Genomic DNA, 22,348 nt, shown 5'->3' with positions numbered 1-22,348 from the left:
CCCATGCAGCTCACCATTGACCTCACAGGCCGCGACGTCCTTGTCACGGGATCCGAAAAAGCCGCCCGCCAAGCCGTTCGCCGCTACGAGGCTGCCGGGGCCAACGTGTTCCGCCTCACCACCCCTGTCGGCGCACCCGGCGACGGACCGCTACCCGAGCGTCCGTTCCTGGTGGCAGTGGTGGACGACGGCGACACAGGTTGGGAGCCGTTGGTGGAACGCTGCGGCGGCGCCGGGATTCCGGTTGCCTTCGAGCCGGCACCAGGCACCGAGGGTCAGGTGACCCTGGTGGGCGGTGGTCCGGGCGCCCTGGATCTGCTCACGGTTGGTGCGGTGGACGCCCTACGCGATGCCGACGTCGTGTTTTACGATCGTCTGGCCCCGTACCAGGAGCTGGCTGACCTGACGTCCGGCGAGTTGGTGGACGTTGGAAAGCAGCCTGGGCACCACAAGGTCACGCAGCGTGACATCGAAAAACTCATGGTGGAAGCTGCACTGCTTGGCAAGAACGTGGTCCGGCTCAAGGGCGGCGACCCGTACGTGTTCGGCCGCGGCGGCGAAGAAGTGGCCGCCTGTGTTGCCGCTGGCGTTCCCGTCCGCGTGATCTCCGGCGTCACGAGCGCTATCTCCGTTCCGGCTGCAGCTGGGATTCCGGTAACGCACCGCGAGGTCAGCCACATGTTCACCGTGGTTTCCGGACATGCCCCACTGACAGAAAAGGAACACACCCACCTGGCAGGACTCGGCGGCACGATCGTGGTCCTCATGGGCATCGGAACCCTCCCGCAGCTTGCCGCCGGCCTGCGCCGGGCCGGCATGGAGGCCGACATGCCGATGGCCGTGGTGGAGCGCGGCTACCGCCCGGGCCAACGCACCACCATCGCCGATCTAGGTACGATCGAAACGGCAGCCACCGGTTGCAGCAACCCGGCCGTGCTGGTCATAGGCGAGGTGGTCCGGGTGGCTGAAGCCAACCGTAATCATGCCGAAGCATCCGCTGAACTGAGCCGACTCGCGGCTTCGCTCCTTGAAGCCTGAAAGTAAATCAATGACTGTTGCACGTGCCCTTGAAATCCAAGACGTCACAACCGCCACGGACGTTTCAGAAGCTACCGAAGCGCCGCTGGACGGCTTCCGCATCGGCGTCACCTCGCACCGGCGTTCCAGGGACCTCATCGAGGCTCTGGAACGGCGCGGCGCGAGCGTGCTCCATGCCCCGGCCTTGAAGATCGCGCCCGTGCAGGAGGACATGGTCCTCATCGAGGACACCCGCACCATCATTGCCGCCAAACCGGATATCTGCATCGCCACCACTGCCTACGGCATGCGCCGCTGGTGCGAGGCAGCGGACTCCTTCGGCATCGGCGAGCAACTCCTGGAAACACTCTCGGCCTGCCGCATGTTCGTTCGGGGACCCAAAGCCCGCGGTGCCGTCCGCGCGGCCGGTCTCGCCGACGTCGGAATCAGCAGTGACGAAACCACAGCGACCCTTGTGGACATGCTCCTCACTGAAGGCGTCCGGGGCAAGACCGTGGCCGTGCAGCTGCACGGCTACACCGATGTTCGCCAGCTGGAGCGCCTCCGGATGTCCGGCGCCACGGTCCTGACGGTGACGCCATACCGCTGGGTCAAGCCCGACGGCGAGGACAAACTGCCGCGCCTCATCGAGGCCGTATGCAATGGCAACCTTGACGTCCTGACCTTCACCAGCGCCCCCGCAGTGGACGCAATGTGGAGCACGGCACACGAGATGGGTCTGTACCGCCAGCTTATTGAAGCGCTCAAAGGGCCCGTCACGGTTGCCGCCGTTGGGCCCGTCACCGCACAGCCACTGGTCGACGCCGGGCTGACGCCACTCATTCCCGACCGTTACCGTATGGGCGCATTGATCCGCCTGGTGACGGAGCACCTGTCCTTGAACCATGTGCGCCGGCTGGAAACCAAGAGCGCCACCATCGAACTCCGCGGGCGTTGCTTGCGGATCAACGGCGAAGTGATTGATCTTGCCCCGGCCCCGCTCCTGCTGCTCCGGGCCCTGCTCGGCGCCGGCGGTGCGGTGCTGTCCCGTGAAGCGCTCTCGGATCTCCTGGACCTCCGCGGTTCCGTGCACGCCCTGGACATGACTGTCAGCCGGCTGCGTTCCTCGCTTCCGGACGGCAGGCTCATAGAAACCGTCGTGAAGCGCGGGTACCGGCTCCGCGCTTAGGTTCGTTAGGTTCCTTAGCTACGCGCGGGGTGCGGAAAGTTCAGCCACCTGGGCAGGTTGCAGGGGACGTGTCGCGTGGCCTTGAAGGAGAAAGAACAGTCGGGCTGTTTCTTCTACTTCTTCAACAGCGTCCACTGCTTGTGGCAGAGAAGGCGCAGAAACGATCGGTCCGTGGTTGGCCAGCAGCAGGGCATGGCTCGATTCCGCAGCTTTTTGGGCCGTCCCGCCCAAGCCTTGGTCGCCCGGTGCGAAATATGGCAACCGGACCAGCCGTCCAACCCTCATGGCAAAGTAGGCCGTCAAAGGTGGCAGAACGTCGTCGTCATTCAGCTCTGCCAGGCACGATAGGGCGGTGGCGTAAGTGGAATGCAGATGGACTGCGGCATGGTCCTGCGGTCTTGCCCGGTACATGGCCAGGTGCAGGAAGGCCTCTTTGGAGGGACGGGCCCCGGACAGGTGTTCTCCGGTGCCGGAGACCATTGCCAGATCTTCTGTCCTGAGTTCACCCAGGGAGGCGTTGGTGGGAGTGACCAGCATTCCGCCGTCCACTCTGAGGCTAAGGTTTCCCGATGTTCCCCTGGTCAGCCCTCTTTGATGCAGGGACCTGGCCAGCCGGACGAGCTCCTGGCGACTATCCATCGCAGTCATCCCATCCCCGTCATCGGCCGTGGTCCCATGCGGCCGTGGTCCCATGCGTGAAGGAAGAGCCGCGGGTCTCCGAGGTTTCCGGATTTGAGCAGGATGGACAACTCGGCGTCGGTTTCGGTTTTCAGCCATGGCACACCAGGTGTGACCTCCTTGCCGACTCGGGCTGTGGTGATGCCAAGCCTGCGGACCACAGCCCCGGAGGTTTCTCCGCCGGCGACGATGAGCTGCCGGCAACCTAAGCCGACGAGTCCTTCGGCAATCGCGGAAAGGCTGCCTTCGGTTATTTCGGCGGCCCGGTCCTTGCCAAGATGCGTTTGGGCTTTCAAGACTTCCTCTGGAGAAGCAGAGGAATGGATCAGGATGGGGCCGCCCGGAAGATTTTCCTTGGCGAACATCAGCGCTTCGGCCACTACGTCCCGTCCTTCTGCGATGGCGACAGGATCCACCAGGAAGCAGGGGTACACCTCGCGGAACGCCCGGATTTGGGCATTCGTCATCTCGGAGCAACTGCCGGCGACCACTGCAGCAGGGCCACTTGGACGGGCAGCATGCGCCGGGTCCGGTTGTCCGCGGAACCTGCGGGTGGCGGCCAGCCCTCCCACCAGTCCTGATCCGCCGGTGACGAGCGGGTGATCCAGGAGTGCAGCCCCGAGGACTGCGAGGTGACGGTCGTTGAGTGTGTCCACCACCGCGTACCCGGCGCCTTGGCTGCCCAGGGTATCGAGTTCCGACCTAACCGCGGATACTCCTGCTTCTATTGCGCCATAGCCGATGTGACCCACAGGGTTGCTGCTTTGGGCCTGGAGAAGCCGTGGCACGTTCGAATCGGTCATCGGGGTCAGCGGGTGGTGACGCATGGACGATTCCTGCAGGAGGTCCGTGCCGGCGAACAGCACGCCGTTGTACACGGTGCGGCGCAATGCGGGAGTTCCTGGAGCAACCACCGTGATCTGGCCGGCCGGGACGAACTCTTCGCGCAAGGCATCTGCCACTGGGCCGATGTTGCCTTCCGGAGTTGAGTCGAACGTGGAGCAGTACTTGAAGTAGAGCTGCTGCACGCCGCGGGATTTCAGGGCACGTGCCGCGGCCAAAGACTGTTCTACTGCCTCGGCAGCCGGCACACTGCGGGTCTTCAGCGAAATGACGATGCAGTCAACATCGTGCAGCTGCATCGACGCGTCGGGGATACCGAACGTCTGCACCACGCGCATTCCGGCGCTGACAAGGGTGCCGGCCACGTCCGAGGCACCTGTGTAGTCGTCGGCGATGACGCCCAACCAAGTGACATTGGCCTTCGTTGGTGTGTCTGGCATGGTCTGTATCTTTCTCGGTTGACGGCTCTGGTTACGAGTCTTAGGAAGGAAAAAGAGTGCTGAGCTGGCTCATTCCAGAATCTGGCGAAGCCAGCACGAGGGGTCCTTCAGGCTGTCCTTGGGTGTGCTCAATGACGCGGGCCATCGACGCCTGGGCGAGAACGATCACATCGCACTCTGCTGCCAGTTCAATGAAAGCGGCAAGCACCAAGCTGTCATGCATCGAACGGTCACCTGCGCGCAGAGCCTGGAAAGCGCCGTCGACTATTCTGGCCGTGATTTCGGGCTTTTTGTTCCGCCGCTGGGCTGAGTCCCGGACAAGCCGGGTGGTTGGGCCGAGGGTTGCAGACAGGGTCGCGAGCACGCCGATCCTGGCGCCCGATTCGACGGCGAGCCCGGCCATGGGAGTGTCGATGCGCAGGACGGGGATAGAGACAAAGTCCTCTGCGGCGGTTGCGGCTTCGCCGATGGAGGAGCAACTCACCAACAATGCCTGGGCGCCTGATTCCTCGGCGTAGCGGGCATAGTCCACCAAACGGCGCCGAACGTGTCCTGGAGTTGTTCCCCTGGCAATGGTGTCCTGGAGCAAGGACTCATCCACATAGTGCAGGACACGAATGCCAGGGACTACCTCGGAGGCCAGGGCTTCCATGTCCTTAACCAAGCCAGGGACTGTGTGCAGCATTGCAAGGACCGGGGGGTTAGTCATGCAAATCAGCGTATGGCACAAGAAGCTGCTGATTAACGGCGCACCAGACAACGCATTGTTTCCAAGAACGAAAGAAGTGCGGATAGACCCGTCAGCGGGAAGCTAGGACCCCAACCTGGTCGCGAGCCCCTGCCGCAGGTGTTCGATGGCGGCGGTGATCCGGCGTGGTGTTTTGGCAGTGGACGGGTAGAGGGCAAAAATATCGGCGTTGGGTGTCGGGACGTCCGGCAGGACCTGCTGGAGTACTCCCTGACGGATCAGCGGGTTGACGTGCCACGTAGAGCGCATGATCAAGCCAAGGCCCTGGATGCACCAGTCGGTCACTACGTCTCCGTCGTCGCTGATCATGTTGCCTCTGACGTCGACGTATTCTTGCCCCTTCCCGCCAAAGCGCCATAGCGAATAGTCGGCGTTGTTTTCCCGCAGGACGATGCAGTTGTGCCGTTCCAGGTCCCTGATGGTCTGCAGCGGCGGGGCACCTTCCATGTAGCTCGGCGCCGCGCACACAATCCTCCGGTTCGGCGCGAGGAGTTTTCCCTTGAGCCTGGAGTCCGACAATCCGCCGACGCGGACAGCAATGTCGAAATTCGTGCCAGCTATGTTCAGAGGCAGCGGCGAGATCTCCAGGTCTATCTGAATCAGGGGGTGCTGCCGGACGAACTCCCCCAACAGCGGCGCAATGTGCTTGCGTCCGATGCCCAGGCTCGAGTGCACACGGAGTCGTCCCTTGAGCTCACCGTGCTGTACGGACAACGCGTCTTCGAGATCTGTTTTCTGCTGCAGGATAGCCACAGCACCTGTCGCATAGCGTTGCCCCTCTTCGGTGAGGGTCAGGCGGCGGGTGCTGCGCCGTACCAGCGCTACCCCTAGCCGTGACTCGAGCGCTGCAAGCCGTTTGCTGACGGCAGACACCGATTTTCCCCAGTTCCTGGCCGCTTCAGTGAGGCTCTGGGAACGGGCAATCTGTTCAAAAAACTCCAAATCATCGATCGATGTAAGGTCCATCTCCTGCTTCTTTCGTTTTTGGAAACAATGCATTGTCTCACGGCCCCTTAATCACCTTCTTTTTGTGTCGTACGCTCGAGTGACTGGAAGCCACAGCCGAGGTAGCTCCAGCGAAAACGGGACAACGGCGCGCAATAAGGGAAAGCAAGGTAAAGCATGACTGCACTCGAAACAGACGTCGTCGTCGTCGGAGTCGGCTCTGTAGGAAGCATGGCAAGTTGGCAGCTCGCCTCCCGCGGCCAGCGGGTCATCGGAATTGACAGGTTTTCAATCCCGGGGCCCTTCTCCGCCTATGCCGGCGAATCCCGTATCTTCCGCAAGGTTTACGCAGAAGGCGGGCACTACACCCCTCTCCTGCAGAGGTCACAAGACCTCTGGCGTGAACTGGAGAAAGTCACCGGTACCGAGCTACTCAGCACCACCGGCGCTGTCACGATCTACGACGACCACAACCCCCGGCTGGCATCCCTCCTTGCGGCAGGCAAAGACAACGGCCTTGACTACGAGCTCCTCCGGGGCGACGAAGCAAGGGCAAAGTATCCCGAGCACGTAATCAGGGACACGGACGTCACGATCCTTGATCCGGAGGGCGGGTACCTGAAGTCGGAGAAGGCCGTTACGGCCGCCCTGGCAGAGGCCGCCCGCCTTGGCGCACGGTTCCTCGGTAACCGGAAAGCTCAGAGCGTTGAGAAGCATGGTGACCGATACCTTGTCCGGACCGACCAGGAAGAAATCATTGCCTCCCGGGTGATCATCTCCCAAGGCAACGGTGCGGGAGCACTCTGCAAGGAACTCGGCGTCCACCTTTCCGTTCTGCCGCAAATCCTTACCTGGTTTCCCGCTGCGGACCCAGCAACATTCTGCAGGGAAGATATGCCCGTCTTCCTCCGGAGGGCCGAGGAAGACGGGAGGCCGGACAAAGCCCAGTTCTACGGATTCCCCAGTGCTGACGGTTGGACCGTGAAAGTGGTGGCGAGCATATTCCTGGATGAGGTTGAGTCCATGGAGAAGCCTCACACCTGGGACCCCCAGCATTTGAACACCATCCGGGCGTGGGTCCGGGAATTCATTCCTGGACTGGTTCCAGAGCCCCTTCGAGTTGCCGTGTGCGCGGATGGTCACTTACCTGACGCGACCGGGCTGCTAGGGATGGTTCCCGGAATGGAAGGCGTGGTGGCGGCTGCCGGCTTCTCCGGCCACGGCTTCAAGATGGCCTCCGCACTGGGAGCCGTTGCCGCGGACCTCGTGCTGGACGGCACAACGGACACGGACGTCAGTTTCATGAACCCCGCAAGGTTCCTCGGACCGGACGCACGGCTCTCCTCATTGGCTCTGAGTTGAGCTAAGCATCGACAGCCACCTCTACCCCCAAAAAATACAAGATCCTTAAGAACGGACGAATCATGGCAGACACGAACTTCCGGCCGAAGTACATCTCCTACGATGTCTACGGCACCCTTATCAACTTCAACATCTATCCCACCACCCAGCGCTTGCTCGCCGACCGGATCCCCGAAGAACAGTGGCTTGCCTTCAAGAAGGTATTCCGCGCGTACCGGTTCGACGAGGTCAACGGCGACTACAAGCCTTACGTTGAGATCCTTCAGAGTGCCTTCGACCGCGCGTGCAAGCGGTTTGGCATTGGACCGACCCCTGGTGCCGGCGCAGAACTTGCTGAAGCGGTACGCAGCTCGGTCGCCCACGAGGATGTGCCGGCCGCGCTGAAGCTCCAAGGCGACAACTACAAGCTGGTGGCTCTGTCCAACGCCGATGACAGTTTCCTGGACATCAGCATTCCCAAGCTCGGAGCAGAGTGGCACGCGGTGTTTACCGCTGAGCAGGCCCAGGCCTACAAGCCGCGTCTTCAAGCGTTCGAGTACATGCTCGACACCCTGAACGCCAAGCCGGAGGACTTCCTGCACGTCTCCTCGCACCCCCTGTATGACCACATCCCCATGTACAACCTGGGTTTCCGTGACCTTGTCATGCTGGACCGGGGTGCTGAACCCTTCGCCGACGGGTACAACATCGCCACCGTGAAGTCCCTGGACGAGCTCAACAAGAAGCTCGGCCTCTAGACCTTCGCAGAAACCGCCGGAGGGGAACGACGCGTTGAGCGTCGCTCCCCTCCGGCTTTTTTGGAATCGTGACTAGTTCTTGTGCACCAGGTAGATGGCGCCGGTGGTGACGTCCTCTTCGAGAGCCTCCAGCGTACGCCCACGGGTTTCGGGGACCTGGGTGTAGATAAATACCAAGGCGAGGATGCCTACGACACCAAACAGGAAGAATGTTCCCGTGATCCCCATCCCGGCAACAAGTGTGGGGAAGAAGAGACCCAGCAGGGCGTTTGCGATCCACAGGCAGAAGACGGACAGGCCGATGGCGAAACCGCGGACGTGCAGCGGGAAGATCTCGGACAGCATCACCCACACCGCAATGTTCAGGAACGTCTGCATCGATCCCACGAACGCAACCACCAGGAAAAGGATCACGAAGGGCCTGGCCGCATTGCCCACCGGGAGGACGATCGACGCGATACCGATGAGGAAGTGGCAGACCGTAGTCAACGTGAAACCGAGGAGCAGCGTTGTGCGGCGGTTGACGCGCTGCATCAGCGTCAGTGCAATGACACCACCGACGACGGCGATCACACCGGGCGCGATGTTGGCGATGAGGGCGGCGTTGGAGTCGAATCCGGCCTCAACGAGTACCGATTGGCCGTAGTACATGATCGAGTTGATGCCCGTCAGCTGTTGGGCAACACCCAGCCCAATGCCTACAAGAATGATGCGCAGGATCCACTTGTCCTTCAGTGCACCCCATGAGGTAGCCTTCGATGCCCTTTCTTCGTCAGCCAGGTGCTTCACATCTGCCATTTCTGCCTCCGCGCGCTCGTCCGAACGAATGGTCTTAAGCACCGCCAAGGCCTCCGAGTTCCTGCCCTTTGAGATGAGCCAGCGTGGAGATTCCGGCATCCGCAGCATGCCCAAGAACAGTGCGATCGCGGGAAGGGCGGCAACAGCGAGCATGATGCGCCAGACCCCGCCCACTTCGCCCCAGACATTGCCGATGATGGCGTTGACAACGAACGCTGCCAACTGGCCGATGACAATCATGAGTTCGTTCCGCCCGGCCAGGGAACCACGGATTTCGTAGGGCGCCAGCTCGGCAAGGAAAACGGGCACCACTGTGGAAGCACCGCCAACGGCCAGGCCGAGGATCACGCGCCCGATGACCATGACCTCAAAGCTTGGCGCCGAGACACAGGCCAATGTACCCACGAAAAACAGCACGGCCAGGAGGATGATCGTCTTCCTGCGGCCCCAGCCGTCTGACAGGCGCCCGCCGCCGACTGCTCCGGCAGCGGCCCCAAACAACAGTGAACTGGTGACGATCCCTTCGGTCAGCGGTGTCAGTGCGAGGTCGACCGTCATTGGCCTCAGTGCGCCGTTGATGACACCAGTGTCGTAGCCGAACAGCAGGCCTCCGAACGTAGCCACCAGGGCAACAAGGCCCAGCCGCTTTCGATGCGGGCCATTGGTTAGCGGAGGAAGGGCAGCATTGCCGGTTCCTTTGCTCTGCGTTTGCGTAGCAGACATCGGGACTCCTTTGTCATTGTGTTGCAGGCCATAGTCGCCCGCCCTGAAGTACAGACTAACGCGCGAAAGGCTTAAATGTAAGGTCAAACTAACAAATGACATTTTTTCATTCTTTCCCCGTGGGAGGATGAACTATGGCCCCTGACCCCCAGCACCGCCCCGCCACGCAAAGCGACGTCGCGCGCGAAGTGGGCGTTTCCCGGACCTTGGTGTCTTTCGCATTCCGCGGCGCGCCAGGTGTCAGCCACGAAACGAAGCAGGCCATCTTCGAGGCCGCCAAGCGTCTCGGGTACCGGCCAAACGCAGTAGCCGCCGATCTGGCACGCAAGCACCGTTCCGCCGTCGGACTTTACCTGCTGGACATCCGCAACGAGATCTACGCTGATGTCCTCAGCGGCGTCCGAACAGCGCTCCCCCAAGACAGCAACCGGCTCATCCTGAGCGTTTCGCGGTCCGTGGACGGCGTAGATCCCGGCGCGCTGGAATCGCTGATAGAGGCCCGGGTCGGAATTATCATCGCAGCTACGCTGCTGGACTCGGACGAACGCGTGCAGGAGATGGCCCGAATCGTCCCTCTGGTGAGTGTGACGCGGCCCGTGCTCGGCGTGGACAGCGTGTACTCGGATGACTTTGCGGGAGCCAGGGCGGCAACCCAACATCTCCTCAGCCTCGGGCACACTCGCATCGCGCATCTGTCCGGCCCTGTCTACGACGGCCACGTCGTCCGTCGCCGGAGTTACGAGCAAACAATGCGCGACGCCGGGCTCGCACCCCAGACGGTCGCGGCAGAGGACTTCACACCGGACGCAGGACAGCGTGCGGCCGCACAGATGCTGAGCCGCTCCGACCGTCCGACTGCGATTTTCACCCACAACGACCAACTAGCCCTCGGCGTCCGTGAAGCCGCCTACGCACGGGGACTCTCGATTCCCGACGATTTGTCCCTTGTGGGCTACGACAATTCCAGGACCGCCCACCTGCACGGCATCGACCTCACGTCCGTGGATTTGCATGCCGTTGAATTGGGTCGGGCTGCCGGCACAGTAGCCCTGGAACGGCTCAATAATCCGCATGCCCCCATCGCCGACGAACGCCTCATGCCGCAATTGGTGGTGCGCAACTCGACGGCGCCGGTCAGGGGCACGGCTGGTTAGTTGAGTTTCACTTGTGGGTCGGGGTTAGCCGTGAATGGGTTCGCCAGGGCTTCCTGCGCTCTTTGTTCACGATTATCGGCAGGAACCGGACGTAGAGCACCATGCCAATCAGCTCCACAAGGGTTTGGGTCACCACAACCAACGCAGCCAGGGCCAAATGGCCCGGCAGGGCCAACGCGAGCGGAAGGACGACCAGGGAATTGCGGGTCGCGCCGCTGAAGACAACTGCCCGCGTAGCGGCAACGTCGAGCCCCGCAGGTTTGGCGGCGAGCATGCCCAGCGGCACCATGACCACCAGGAATGCTGCATAAATCGGCACCACGGAGAGCAGGGAGCCGAGCTCTTGGCCCACGCCTGCGATCTGGGACCCGACGACGACGGCCAGCGTCGCCATCATAAGCGGCACCATCAACGCCTGCATCAAGGCCATCACGGCCCTCCCCGCGTTTGCTTTCCGGGCCAGGGCCTGCGTCAGCGCAGCCGCAGCCAAGGGGATGATGATCAGAACGACGATTGCTTCAACAAACGGTGCGGGGTCGATGGACGACACCAGTTCGGGGCCGACGAAGAGCAGAAGGTAAAGCGGGAGCAGGAGCATTTGGGCCAGCATTAATACCGGCGCGGCCGCCAGAAGCCGGTGACTCGCCCCTCCAGCGAGACCGCTGAAAACGATGACGTAGTCGATGCAGGGAGTGAGCAGCACCAGCAAGACGCCGACGAGTAAAGCTTGGTCTCCGGCGATGAACCGCGTCAGGCCAAAGACCACCACAGGAACGACGACGAAGTTCAACACCAGCACCGTGGCCAGGAAGCGGAAGTCCCCGGCAGCCTTGCCGATGGAGGCAAAGGGAATCCCCAGGAAAGTCGCGTAAAGCAACAGGCCAAGCACAGGGTTGATCGAATGCTCCAATGCCGGGGCGAGGCCCGGCGCCAAGAATCCCACACCACCGCCAATGACGATGGCCAGCAGGTAGAGGCCAATCTGGTGTTCGTCCATCCAGACGACGAGGTTCTTGGTCTTCACTCTTGCAATGCTAGGCGCGACACCAGCATCAGCTTGGAAGGGAGGTGGATTACCGGGGTAGGCGGTACCGCACGTGGGTGACGAGTTTGGTGCCGGTCACTTCCGTGGGTTCAAGCTTGAGATTGCCCACGCCGTCCAACAACCGCTCGCCCCCACCCAGAATCATGGGCGAAATGTGGAGCCGCAGCTCGTCCATCAATCCTGCGTCAAGGTATTGGCGGGCTGTCTGGGCTCCGCCAGCGATGGCCACATCTTTGCTTCCCGCGGCTTCCCGCGCCTGGGCCAGCGCGGATTCGATCCCGTCGGTCACGAAATGGAAGGTGGTGCCGCCCTGCATCTCCAACGGCTCATGCTGATGGTGGGTCAGGACGAAAACCGGCGCGTGATAGGGCGGTTCCTCACCCCACCATCCCCGCCATTCCTCGTCCCACATATCCGGCCCGGGGCCTGCGAACATATTGCGGCCCATGATGAAGGCACCGGCAGCGAGGATTTCTTCAACCTGGGCCGCGTTGGCTTCGGCCTCTTCGAACATCCATCGGTGCAGGAGCTCCCCGCCGTCGCCAAGTGGCTCCGACCTTCGCTGGTTTGGACCAGCCACGAAGCCGTCCAGGGAGATGGTCAGATCGCACGTCACTCGGCTCATTTGCCCATCATGCCACTGGTAAACCCTGTTAGGCGTTGCCTCCTGACCTTCTTTGCCAGGGAGTACGCCAATAATCAACCTCCTTTGGATGATTTGTGGGCCGGCGAGTGCCAAAGAGGGTCAGGAAGCCACGGCCCGCGCCCTGCCAGACACTGCGCAGCCCTCGCCAAATCATCGGCTGCGGCGGAAACTGGGGCTACACATCTCAGGAGGACCACATGACATCCGTGCTGTTGGAGCGACTCAACATCTTGGTCGGCGAATGGGAGACTACTGCCCCTGGCATGGACGCGGTGGGCCGGACAACGTTCGAATGGTTGCCGGGCGGCGGTTTCCTGATCCAACGCTCCACTGTTGAGAGGCCGGAATTCCCGAATGCAATCTGCACTATCGGCGCTACGGGATCAGACGGCGCACTTCAGCAACACTACTTCGATTCCCGAGGCGTCGCCCGTGTCCTGGACATGACCTTGGAGGGGAACGTGTGGACCCTTTTCCGGGATGGACCCGATTGGCCGCAACGCTACATCGGCCACATCAGCGAGGACGGAAGCACCATCACTGGCCGATGGGAACGGGGAACCTACCTCGGCGCACCGCTTGAGCACGACTTCGACCTGAACTTCACCCGGATCATCGCGTGACATCCGGCGAGCCACGCCGGATCAACGGAATAACTCCACCTCATGGACAGATCCCCGGCCCGGTGGGAACATAAGGGCGATAGTCCGGAGGCACCGCCCGGTCACGCCGGGGCTGCCTTCAGGTCAGCTTTCCTCTGAGAGGAACGGCCATGGGTCGTCTGGGGACCGGGAACAGCGGGAATGCGGGTGCGGAACCCGCACCCGCTCCGGCACGCCACAGTGCACAGCACATCGATACACAAGGCATCGAAAAAGTTGACGCCGTGGTGGTCGGTTCCGGATTCGGCGGTTCGGTGGCGGCGCTCCGCTTGGCAGAGGCCGGACAATCCGTGGTGCTCATGGAACGTGGCAAGCCCTATCCGCCCGGAAGTTTCGCGCGTTCGCCGGCAGAGATGGGCCGGAATTTCTGGGACCCGGACCGCGGTCTGTATGGGCTTTTTGATGCGTGGACATTCCGCGGCACGGAGGGCCTGGTGTCCAGCGGGCTGGGCGGTGGCTCACTGATCTACGCCAACGTCCTCCTGCGCAAGGACGAAAAATGGTTCGTCAACGAGTCCCCCATCCCTGGCGGAGGTTACGAGAATTGGCCTTTCACACGTGCGGACCTTGATCCGTACTACAAGGCCGCAGAAGACATGCTCAAACCGGTCCGTTATCCGTACCATGACACGCCCAAAACCATGGCCATGGAGAAGACCGCCGCAACCCTTGGCCTACCCATCAGCAGGCCTCCCATCGCCGTCACTTTTTCGACGGAACCCACCAAGGAACCCCAAACCAACAGGCCCCTCCCCCTCCCGGCCTACGGCAGCATCCACGGGCCAAACACGGTCCGGACCACCTGCACGCTCAGCGGTGAATGCGATATCGGCTGCAACGCCGGCGCCAAGAACACGCTGGACCACAACTACCTTTCCGCGGCCGCGCATCAGGGGGCGGATATCCGCACATTCCACGATGTGCGCGGTATCAGGCCACTTGCCAGGGGAGGTTACGAGGTCCGCTACGTGGTGCACGATCCCGAGCGCCAAGGCGAGCTCCTGAAGGAACGAATCATTCACTGCCGCCGCCTCATCCTTGGCGCCGGCACGTTCGGCACCAACTTCCTGCTCCTGCGTAATCGCAGCTCCCTCCCGGCCCTGAGCGACGCCCTAGGCACCCGTTTCAGCGGCAACGGCGATCTCCTGACGTTCATCATGGGCGCCAAGACTCCGGGCACCAATGGGTCGCCGCCCGGAGTGCGAACACTCACCGGCAGTCGCGGACCAGTCATCACCACCGCGATCAGGATCCCCGATTCCAACGACGACGACGGCGATGGTCGCGGCTACTACGTGGAGGACGCCGGGTATCCGGCCTTCATGAACTGGCTCATGGAGACCGCCCAACTCAGTACCACCGTCAAACGCACAGCCAAAGTGGCCCGGCAACTGCTCAAGGACAGGCTCTTCGATGCCGGGCGCTCCAACGTCTCCGCCGACCTCGCCGCAGCACTAGGTGACGGCCGCCTATCCTCCAGTTCCGTGCCGCTGCTGGGAATGGGCCGGGACATCCCCGACGGCGTCATGACCCTTCGCGACGGAAGGCTCGCCATCGCATGGACAATGGCCACGTCCAGGGAGTACTTCGGGCGCGTCCGCGGAACAATGTCCGAGATCGCCAAGGACCTCGACGGGGATTTCATAGACAACCCGCTGTGGTGGGCCAAACGTGTCATCACGGTCCACCCCATCGGCGGCGCACCGTCGGGCCGCCACCCGGGCGAGGCGGTGTGCGACTCCTACGGCGAGGTGTTCGGTTATCCCGGCCTGTTCGTGATGGATGGGGCAGCCATGCCTGGCCCCGTGGGCGCCAACCCTTCCCTGACCATTGCGGCTTTTGCCGAACGCGCATGTCGTCACATGCTGGAGAACGCACGCAGTGCCGGACACAGGGGAATAACCCCCGCGGACGCCGCCGGGAGTGACCCAGCCAGTGATGACTTGGCTGGCGCTGCCGAGCCGGCCCACGACGTCGATGCTTCGATGACGCGCGAATTGGCGCCGGACGCTACCAAGGGCAAGGGCGCGCGGGAGGAACGGCCTGCGAGCGCAGCAGGAGGGGGCGCAGCTGCCATGACAGGAGCAAAGAGCCGTGGTTTGGGGCTGCCACAACCCCAAACCCAGCAAGCCGCGGCTATAGACGCCACTACTTCTGTGCGTTTCACGGAGCAGATGCACGGCTGGTTCAGTCCTGGTATCCCTGACCCGGAGAAGGGGCGAAGCCTGGGCAGGGACCGGAGCCGCAGGATCATGTTTGAGCTGACGATTACCGCGGAGGACATGGACGCGTTTGTGGAGGATCCGAGCCACCCTGCGAAGGCGGAGGGGTATGTGCTCGCAGACTATTTCGGTGGCCGGATGCCGGTGGAACGCGGCTGGTTCAACCTCTTCGTGGAAGACGTTTCCGACGACGGCAGGCCGGCCAGGCGGATGCTGTATCGGTTGTGGCTTCGGGACCCGGGCGGAACGCCGTTCACGTTCACGGGCTACAAGCTGATCCATAACGAGGCAGGTCTGGATATCTGGCAAGACACAACAACGCTGTACGCGAGAATCCTGCGTGGCCACGTTCCGCCGTCGGAATCCTCTGAAGTCCAAGAGCCAGGCGAGGAGGACGTCTTCGGTGCCGGCATTCTGTACATCCGCCCGTTGGACTTCGCCAAGCAACTGACCACGTTCCGTGCCGAGGGTCCGGCGCCGGCCGCGGGATTGGCGTCCTTCATGAAATTGTTCGCCGGTGAGTTGTGGGAGGTCTACGGGCGGGGCCTCAAACGGGTCCCGTTCCCGGTCCGGAGCCCACTGCGGCCGCGCAGATGAAGAGCTGGGAGCTTGCGAAGCACCGTGCTGTCCTGGGATTCACGCCCCAGGCAGCGGTTCGCTGGCTCTCGCCGATGTCGCTCGCGCGGACGGCATTGAAGGTCATGGCAGCCACTGTGTTCGCGGACTTCGGAGACAAAAGGGAACTCGAGGGCGGCTTCCCTGCCGATCCCTTGCGGCTGGATAAACTCCCGGTCCCCGGCCAACCAGCCCAGCCGCCGGTCACCAGTCGCGGGCTTCCAACCCCCGGGGAGCTTGACGCATCCCGCACCACAAACCCCGGCGAGCCCCTGGACTTACACGACTCACAGAGCCCCGCTGACTTGTGGCTCGATTACACCGCAGACCTTGGAGACGGCTTCGACGCGACGTACACCGTCGCCCTGCTCCTCGCCCAGGACAAGCTAACCGTTCAAGGCCACGACCTTCCCCGCGGAAGGGTGCTGGTCCTCGGCGGCGATGAGGTCTACCCCGTTGCTTCACCGGCTGCCTATGAGAATCGGATGGCCGGACCATACCGGATGGCGCTGCCAGCCCCTGCGTTGCGCGGCCCCCTGAGCGCTGTAAAACCCGACCGAAGCACGCAGAGCGGGACCCACAACGAGACACCCATCATGCTCGCACTCCCCGGCAACCACGACTGGTACGACGGCCTGACCTCGTTCATCCGCATGTTCACCCGGCAACGAAGCATCGGGGGCTGGCGGACCATCCAGACGCGCAGCTACTTCGCCGTCCGGCTCACGGGGAAATCACCCACGCAAGGCTCCGACGGACCACAGGAAGGTACCCCGGGTTGGTGGCTGCTGGGCCTGGACAGCCAGCTGGGACAGTACATCGACGAACCACAACTGGACTACTTTTACAGGAACGTCACCCTTCAGCTCCAACCAGGAGACGCCATCATCCTGTGCGTGGCAGCTCCCTTTTGGGTTGATGCCGAACACCCGGGGCCCAATGAGTTCCGGCAGGTCAACTTTTTCGAGCAGGACTACCTTCGCCGTCGGTTTAATCCCGAGTCCGGCCTGTTCGAGGCGACGGGCGCCAACGTCCGGCTGTGGCTCACGGGCGACCTCCACCACTATTCCCGCTACGAAGAGCGAGCAGCCGTCCAAGACCTCCCACCTGATCCAGCGGGAACGCAGATGTTCACTTGCGGCCTGGGTGGCGCATACCTTTCAGATGCCCATTGGCTCCCGGAAGAGCTCAACCTTCCGGGTCACGGGAGTGCGCCCGGCGTCTCCTCCAGCATCACCCAACCCGGGAACGCTCACGGCGATCAAGCATCACCCACAACCCGCCACTTCACCCGCATGCCCACGCTCTACCCGGACCAGGCCGATTCCCAGACGCTCGGTCCACGGCTCGCGAACCCCTTCTCTCAATACTGGCTTCCCATCCGCAACCCTGGCTTCGGTTTGTCCCTGGGCATTGTGCACGTGATCGCAGCAGTGACCCTCTGGACAGTCTTCAGCGCGTTCCGCGGAGAATCCTTCGTGGACAGCCTCCGCAGCCTGACCCGCGGAAACACGCTGCTCCTCATCGTCGTCCTGATCCTTGCGGTGCCGCTCCTGCTTGCAGTCCTCTCACTCGTGGCACGGCTACTTGGGCTGGCCAAGGCAGGGATCGTGGTCTTCACCCGCGGCGCGCTCTACCAACTGTCCGCGCTCGCGGTGAGTGCCGCCGTCGTGATCCTGCTTCCTTGGCCGAACGGCTGGCCCGACGTCGTGGTCCTGCTGCTGGCGCTCGCATTGGTGTACCTGGGCGGCTGGGCCGTTGGCAGTGAGGCCTTCGCGCTGTTCATCCTGGCGACGCCCAGCGGGGAGGTCTCTACCTGGAAAATGTCCGGCCAATCCATCGAAGACCATAAAGGCTTCCTACGCCTCCACCTCGCCGCCGACGGCAACCTCACTGTCTACCCATTGGTGGTGGACACAGTGTGCCGCGACTGGCAGCTGGCAACGAACGACGACGGCGCGCGGCTTGTCCCAGAGTCCGGCCTGCCCGCCGTGCGGCTGCTTGAAGAACCCATCACCATCACGCGGAAAGGAACCGCACCATGATCATCACCCGTGCCGAGCACCGGACAGAGGTCATCCCGTTCCGGGCCCGGGACAACACGCCCTTGAGCCTGGTCCACGTGACGTCACCGGTGGAGGTGACTAAAGGGCCAGTCATGTTGGTCCATGGCTCAGGCGTGCGGGCAGAGCTGTTCAGGCCGCCCGTGCGGACCACCATCGTGGACGTCCTGCTGGAGGACGGATGGGACGTGTGGATGCTGAACTGGAGGGCGTCCATCGATCTCGATCCCCTGTCCTGGACGCTTGCCGACGCCGCCGTGTATGACCACCCTGCCGCCGTCGAGCATGTCCTGAACGCCACCGGCGCGGAAACAATGAAAGCCGTCATCCACTGCCAAGGATCGACGTCGTTCACTATGTCCGCCGTAGCCGGGCTGTTGCCCCAGGTGGACACGATCGTCTCCAACGCGGTGTCCCTGCATCCCGTGGTGCCGGCATTCTCGCGACTCAAGATCGATTACCTCACCCCTGTGGTCAAGGTGTTCACTCCTTACCTTTCCCCCGCCTGGGGCTATAAATCGCAGGGCTATTTCACGCGTGCCATCCGCGGCCTGGTCAAAGCCACCCATCGGGAGTGCGACAACATCGTCTGCAAGATGGTCAGCTTCACGTACGGCAGCGGCCGCCCTGCGCTGTGGGCCCACGAAAACCTCGACGACGCCACTCACCAATGGCTCAGCGGCGAGTTCGCCGAGGTCCCTGTGACGTTCTTCGAGGAGATGGGCCGCAGCATCAAAGCCGGGCACATGGTGGCTGCCGGAAACCATCCGGAACTACCGGAAAACTTTGTCGCCGAGGCACCCCAAACCGATGCCCGGTTCGCGTTCATCGCCGGGCTGGACAACCTCTGTTTCCTGCCCGAAAGCCAGCAACGCACCTTCGACTTCTTCCAAAAGCACCGGCCCGGGAAGGACTCGCTCCACCTCATTCCCGGCTACGGCCATCTGGACGTGTTCTTCGGCGAGCATGCATGGCAGGACACCTTCCCGGTCATCGTCGAAGAGCTCAACAAAACCCAGGAGCCAACGTCATGAAAACACTCACCGAACTCGTTACCCCGTTGCTCAAGCTCATGCCTTCACCGGTTCCCCGACGCCAGGAACGCCTCCGCGGCCAGCACGCCCTTGCCGACGGCATCAAGTACGTCATGCCGGTCAATTCGGACGACTCCCCGGTGCTCATGGCGGCCTTCCCTATCAACAAGAAAGCCGCAGCGGCCGCACTCCCCGGCACGGAGATGCGGCCCTTCAGCCTCGGCGGCAAAGGGCTGCTGGTGGTCACCGTGGTCAACTACAAGTCCACGGACATCGGCAAGTACATCGAATACTCACTGGCCATCGCCATCACCCACGGCAGCAGGCCGGCCCCGCCGATTCTCCCGTTGATCTTCCAGAAAACCTTCAAACTGGGCCAGTTCGTGGTGGACCTGCCCGTCAGCTCCGAGATCTCCGTGAAGGGTGGCAAGGGAATCTGGGGCATGCCGAAGCATCAGGCCAACCTCGACTTCGTCGTCACTGATTCCACGGTGTCAGCACAGTACGACAAAGACGGCCGGCTGGGCTGCTACATCGAAATAGAACGGCCGGAACCACTAGCGCTGCCGCTGAAGCTTGCCGCCTCGAACTACTGCGTCTTCCGGAACATGCTCTGGAAATCGGACATCTACTTTGAAGCTACCGGTGACATCGCCCTCGGAGCACAGGCCAAGGCGCGCCTCATCCTTGGTGACGCGCCCGGCGTCGAGCCTTTGAAGAACCTTCAAGTGGAAAGCAAACCTGTGTTCACCGCCTGGCTGCCGCAAGCCCACGGTGTCCTGGACGACCACTACGAAGCCTGGTTCCTCACCGCACCCACGGAATCCGCTGCAGCCGCCCTTCGAGGAGGCGACATGCTGGACAGCGTCGTGAACCTGGGCCAGAGCCAGGAATGGCTGGCACCGCCGGATAGGAGCAAGGTGCCGGGCGCTGCTGTCACTGGCACCATCCCCCGCGCCACTCCGGGAAGCATCCAATGAACTGGCTACTGCTCATCAACGCGCTCTACTTCCTGTTCGGCGCCACCATGTATGTGGGCACCATGTGGGTGCTCAAGTTCTTCCTGTACCCCACATGGCGTTCGCTGGCCCGCGAGAACGTAGACATGCACTTCGGCATCCCCACCCGCGCCGCTACCAAGTTCTTCACCATCGTGGTGCCCATCATGTTCATCTCGGGCGGCATCCTGGTGTGGTCCGAGTGGGGCACCATCCGCGTCGTACCGGCCATCATCTGCCTCCTGGGGATCATCGTCCTGACCTGGGTGGGCCAAGGGATCATCATCCCCATCAACGTTCGAATCCGCGGCGGCGACTTCGCGGACGACGCGGAACTCCGCACCCTGCTGAAACGCTGGATGATGCTCAACGACATCCGGTTCTACGTCTCCACGCTGACCTGGGCCTCGATGGTGTGGCTGCTCGTAGACCGCGGACGCCTCCTGGAGTCCTTCGCATGACCGCCCACCAGCCGGCACAGCCCGTGCCCCACCACCCGTCGCGCCCTGGCGTTTGGGCCTGGGCCACCGCCGATCCGCTGCGCGCCGTCCTCGCAGCGATCGCCATCATCACGGTCCTGACCGGTGCCGCGCAGATACCCTTCGGCGGACAAGTGCTGCCACTGATCGGTGCCGATCCCACCCCCGGTATGCAACAACTCTTCGGCACAGTCGGGATGTTCATGGTGGTTGTAGGCGGACTGCTCCTCCACACCCTGCTCAATGCCGTCCCGTCCCCCGAGGTGGTGCTCTGGTCCGGTCTGCAGAAAACCGGGGCATTCGGCGCCGTGGGGATCGGGGTACTGAACGGCGTCTTCTCACCCGCAGCGCTGCTGGTCGCCTTCTTTGACCTCGCGACGGCGGCACTCCTGTTCGCCTATTGGCGCAGGATCAGCGGGAGCACAGGTTCAGGGGGCACCGCCGGCGGCGGTACCGCCGGAGGAACCGAACCGTGAAACGTTCTCTGGTGCTCGCCGGTGGCGGGATGCGCGTGGCCTGGCAGGCCGGCGTCATGCGGGCGCTCGCCGAGGAGGGCTTGGAGTTCCACCATGTTGACGGCAGCTCCGGCGGGATCCTGACGGCGGGGATGCTGCTGTCCGGAGTGTCGCCGGAAGAAATGTGCACCCGCTGGTCCGGCGTGAACGTGAAGGACTTCGGCTCAGCCCTGCCGGTAGGTGACTACCTCAAGGGTCCCTGGGCGCTGCCCGCTATTGGTGACGCGGACGGAATCCTGAACAAGGTCTTTCCCGCCCTGGGGATCAACGACGCGACTATCCGTGGCCGCGCGGCGGAACCGGGCGCCGTCGAAGGTTCCTTCAACGTCGTGGAGTTCACCGGCAAGCGCTGCCACGCCATCGATGCCACCGCGATTGACGCGGAGCTCATGGCCGCGGGAATGTCACTGCCCATCTTCCTGACACCGCTGCGCCGGGATGGAAAGATCTGGACGGATGCCGTCTGGATGCGCGATGCCAATGTAGCCGAAGCCCTGCGTCGGGGAGCGGAGGAAGTGTGGCTGATTTGGTGCATCGGCAACTCGCCATATTGGGGTGACGGGCCCCTGGAGCAGTACGTCCACATGATCGAAATGAGCGCGATGGGAGCACTTCTCGCTGATTTCGAGGTTGCAAGCGCGGCTGGACGCGAGTTTGTGCTGCATGTGGTGCGTCCTGAACATCCGCTCCCGCTGGACCCGGAATTCTATCTGGGAAGGATCGACGCCGACACCCTGATCGGTATGGGTTACCGGGACGCCCGGGCGTACCTGGACGCCATGACGCCAGCCGGCGTCCCGAAGGACGCCAGTTGCACCGCCATGACAGAACCTGCGGCGGGCGTCCGTTTCAACGACACCTTGCGAGGAGAACTGGACGGCTCACCCCTGACGTTCAAGGCCACCGTCGTGCTGCCCACGGCCGGTTCCACTGTGTCCCCGCAGTTCACCGGATTCCTGGAGCACCCGCACTTCGGCGGCCGCGTCTTTTTCTCGGATGGACGCGTTGAAACGGAAGGCCACGACGTCACCTACCGTGCTCGGATCAGGCTCGACGGCGGTTGGCAGGACGTGTCCTTGACGCGTACGTTGCGGGATGACCCCGGTCCGGATGCCTGGACCGACTCGCGCCAGGCTCTATTGAAGGTGGACGGACTGCGCGTGGGCAGCCGGAGCGCCGACCTGACAATGACCCTGGCCGACGCCGCAGCGCTTCTGGCCTCGGTGGAGCCAGTGGGTGCCCACGGCTTCGTTGACCGGGCTGAGGCCGTGGCCAGCTTCGCTGCCAACGGTTTGCGGGAGTTACTGGAACGGTACTGAACTCCACTGTGATCCACATTATTACCGGCGGGTAAACAGCGCACTACGGATCTGCAAAAGATGGCAACAAGAGGGAAACACCCGCGAAAAACCGGCATCCTACGCTGATGATCAAC

Annotated in this window: 20 protein-coding genes; 13 read left to right on the top strand and 7 right to left on the bottom strand. The window is 62.8% G+C overall.

The genetic code is table 11. From position 1 onward, the window contains the following. Positions 1–3 precede the first annotated feature (3 nt). Both cobA and LDN90_RS06650 read left to right on the top strand, forming a co-directional pair. The gene (gene cobA, locus LDN90_RS06655; RefSeq protein ID WP_223948436.1) at positions 4–1,038 is read left to right on the top strand and encodes a uroporphyrinogen-III C-methyltransferase; all 1,035 of its coding nucleotides are present in this window, start codon (positions 4–6) and stop codon (positions 1,036–1,038) included. Between the two features lie 10 nt (positions 1,039–1,048). Next, positions 1,049–2,206, top strand: coding sequence for a uroporphyrinogen-III synthase (locus LDN90_RS06650; protein WP_216926913.1), 1,158 nt, complete (start codon positions 1,049–1,051; stop codon positions 2,204–2,206). Positions 2,207–2,224: 18 nt separating this feature from the next. On the opposite strand, the gene otnC is transcribed toward LDN90_RS06650, so the two are convergent. The 4 genes from otnC to LDN90_RS06630 form a co-directional block, all read right to left on the bottom strand. Further along, complete coding sequence (gene otnC, locus LDN90_RS06645; RefSeq protein WP_216926912.1) at positions 2,225–2,854, bottom strand: 3-oxo-tetronate 4-phosphate decarboxylase; 630 nt, start codon at positions 2,852–2,854, stop codon at positions 2,225–2,227. Beyond that, positions 2,851–4,167 carry a 3-oxo-tetronate kinase gene (gene otnK, locus LDN90_RS06640; protein ID WP_223948435.1) on the bottom strand — a complete coding sequence of 439 codons (1,317 nt, stop codon included), beginning with the start codon at positions 4,165–4,167 and terminating at the stop codon, positions 2,851–2,853. The genes otnC and otnK overlap by 4 nt, the downstream gene beginning before the upstream one ends. Positions 4,168–4,207: 40 nt before the next feature. Further along, complete coding sequence (locus tag LDN90_RS06635) at positions 4,208–4,876, bottom strand: aspartate/glutamate racemase family protein (RefSeq protein WP_223948434.1); 669 nt, start codon at positions 4,874–4,876, stop codon at positions 4,208–4,210. 102 nt (positions 4,877–4,978) lie between these two features. Continuing rightward, positions 4,979–5,881 carry a LysR family transcriptional regulator gene (locus LDN90_RS06630; RefSeq protein WP_223948433.1) on the bottom strand — a complete coding sequence of 301 codons (903 nt, stop codon included), beginning with the start codon at positions 5,879–5,881 and terminating at the stop codon, positions 4,979–4,981. 156 nt (positions 5,882–6,037) lie between these two features. Between LDN90_RS06630 and solA the strand changes: the two genes are divergently transcribed. Both solA and LDN90_RS06620 read left to right on the top strand, forming a co-directional pair. Further along, positions 6,038–7,222 carry an N-methyl-L-tryptophan oxidase gene (gene solA / locus LDN90_RS06625; protein WP_223948432.1) on the top strand — a complete coding sequence of 395 codons (1,185 nt, stop codon included), beginning with the start codon at positions 6,038–6,040 and terminating at the stop codon, positions 7,220–7,222. Positions 7,223–7,284: 62 nt separating this feature from the next. Further along, complete coding sequence (locus LDN90_RS06620) at positions 7,285–7,959, top strand: haloacid dehalogenase type II (RefSeq protein WP_216926907.1); 675 nt, start codon at positions 7,285–7,287, stop codon at positions 7,957–7,959. Positions 7,960–8,031: 72 nt separating this feature from the next. On the opposite strand, the gene LDN90_RS06615 is transcribed toward LDN90_RS06620, so the two are convergent. Then, a complete protein-coding gene (locus LDN90_RS06615; RefSeq protein ID WP_223948431.1) occupies positions 8,032–9,480 on the bottom strand; it encodes a sugar porter family MFS transporter in 1,449 nt (482 codons plus the stop codon). 134 nt (positions 9,481–9,614) lie between these two features. Here LDN90_RS06615 and LDN90_RS06610 point away from each other — a divergent pair, with 134 nt between their 5' ends. Further along, the gene (locus LDN90_RS06610) at positions 9,615–10,634 is read left to right on the top strand and encodes a LacI family DNA-binding transcriptional regulator (RefSeq protein WP_223948430.1); all 1,020 of its coding nucleotides are present in this window, start codon (positions 9,615–9,617) and stop codon (positions 10,632–10,634) included. Between the two features lie 7 nt (positions 10,635–10,641). Here LDN90_RS06610 and LDN90_RS06605 read toward each other — a convergent pair whose 3' ends face one another. Both LDN90_RS06605 and LDN90_RS06600 read right to left on the bottom strand, forming a co-directional pair. Beyond that, positions 10,642–11,631, bottom strand: a complete 990-nt coding sequence (locus tag LDN90_RS06605) for a bile acid:sodium symporter (RefSeq protein ID WP_223949257.1) — start codon at positions 11,629–11,631, stop codon at positions 10,642–10,644. A gap of 76 nt (positions 11,632–11,707) precedes the next feature. Further along, positions 11,708–12,304: a dihydrofolate reductase family protein gene (locus tag LDN90_RS06600; protein ID WP_223948429.1), complete on the bottom strand. Its 597-nt coding sequence runs from the start codon at positions 12,302–12,304 to the stop codon at positions 11,708–11,710. 218 nt (positions 12,305–12,522) lie between these two features. Between LDN90_RS06600 and LDN90_RS06595 the strand changes: the two genes are divergently transcribed. The 8 genes from LDN90_RS06595 (at position 12,523) to LDN90_RS06560 (ending at position 22,232) form a co-directional block, all read left to right on the top strand. Continuing rightward, positions 12,523–12,948, top strand: a complete 426-nt coding sequence (locus LDN90_RS06595; RefSeq protein ID WP_223948428.1) for a hypothetical protein — start codon at positions 12,523–12,525, stop codon at positions 12,946–12,948. A gap of 149 nt (positions 12,949–13,097) precedes the next feature. Continuing rightward, the gene (locus LDN90_RS06590) at positions 13,098–15,806 is read left to right on the top strand and encodes a GMC family oxidoreductase (protein WP_223948427.1); all 2,709 of its coding nucleotides are present in this window, start codon (positions 13,098–13,100) and stop codon (positions 15,804–15,806) included. Further along, a complete protein-coding gene (locus LDN90_RS06585) occupies positions 15,803–17,869 on the top strand; it encodes a hypothetical protein (protein ID WP_223948426.1) in 2,067 nt (688 codons plus the stop codon). Before LDN90_RS06590 ends, LDN90_RS06585 begins: the two co-directional genes overlap by 4 nt. Continuing rightward, entirely contained in the window at positions 17,866–18,921 is a 1,056-nt protein-coding gene (locus LDN90_RS06580) for an alpha/beta hydrolase (RefSeq protein ID WP_223948425.1), read from the top strand. Before LDN90_RS06585 ends, LDN90_RS06580 begins: the two co-directional genes overlap by 4 nt. Then, the gene (locus LDN90_RS06575) at positions 18,918–19,901 is read left to right on the top strand and encodes an acetoacetate decarboxylase family protein (RefSeq protein WP_223948424.1); all 984 of its coding nucleotides are present in this window, start codon (positions 18,918–18,920) and stop codon (positions 19,899–19,901) included. The genes LDN90_RS06580 and LDN90_RS06575 overlap by 4 nt, the downstream gene beginning before the upstream one ends. After that, positions 19,898–20,380, top strand: coding sequence for a hypothetical protein (locus tag LDN90_RS06570; RefSeq protein WP_216926898.1), 483 nt, complete (start codon positions 19,898–19,900; stop codon positions 20,378–20,380). The genes LDN90_RS06575 and LDN90_RS06570 overlap by 4 nt, the downstream gene beginning before the upstream one ends. After that, a complete protein-coding gene (locus tag LDN90_RS06565) occupies positions 20,377–20,874 on the top strand; it encodes a hypothetical protein (protein WP_223948423.1) in 498 nt (165 codons plus the stop codon). The genes LDN90_RS06570 and LDN90_RS06565 overlap by 4 nt, the downstream gene beginning before the upstream one ends. Then, positions 20,871–22,232 (top strand): patatin-like phospholipase family protein, encoded by a 1,362-nt coding sequence (locus LDN90_RS06560; protein ID WP_223948422.1) that lies wholly within the window; start codon positions 20,871–20,873, stop codon positions 22,230–22,232. Before LDN90_RS06565 ends, LDN90_RS06560 begins: the two co-directional genes overlap by 4 nt. The last annotated feature ends 116 nt before the right edge of the window (positions 22,233–22,348 follow it).

Source organism: Arthrobacter sp. NtRootA1 (genome assembly GCF_019976975.1).
Lineage (GTDB): Bacteria > Actinomycetota > Actinomycetes > Actinomycetales > Micrococcaceae > Arthrobacter > Arthrobacter aromaticivorans.
The sequence above is the reverse complement of the archived record's forward strand: the minus strand, read 5'-3'. Positions and strand labels throughout refer to the sequence as shown.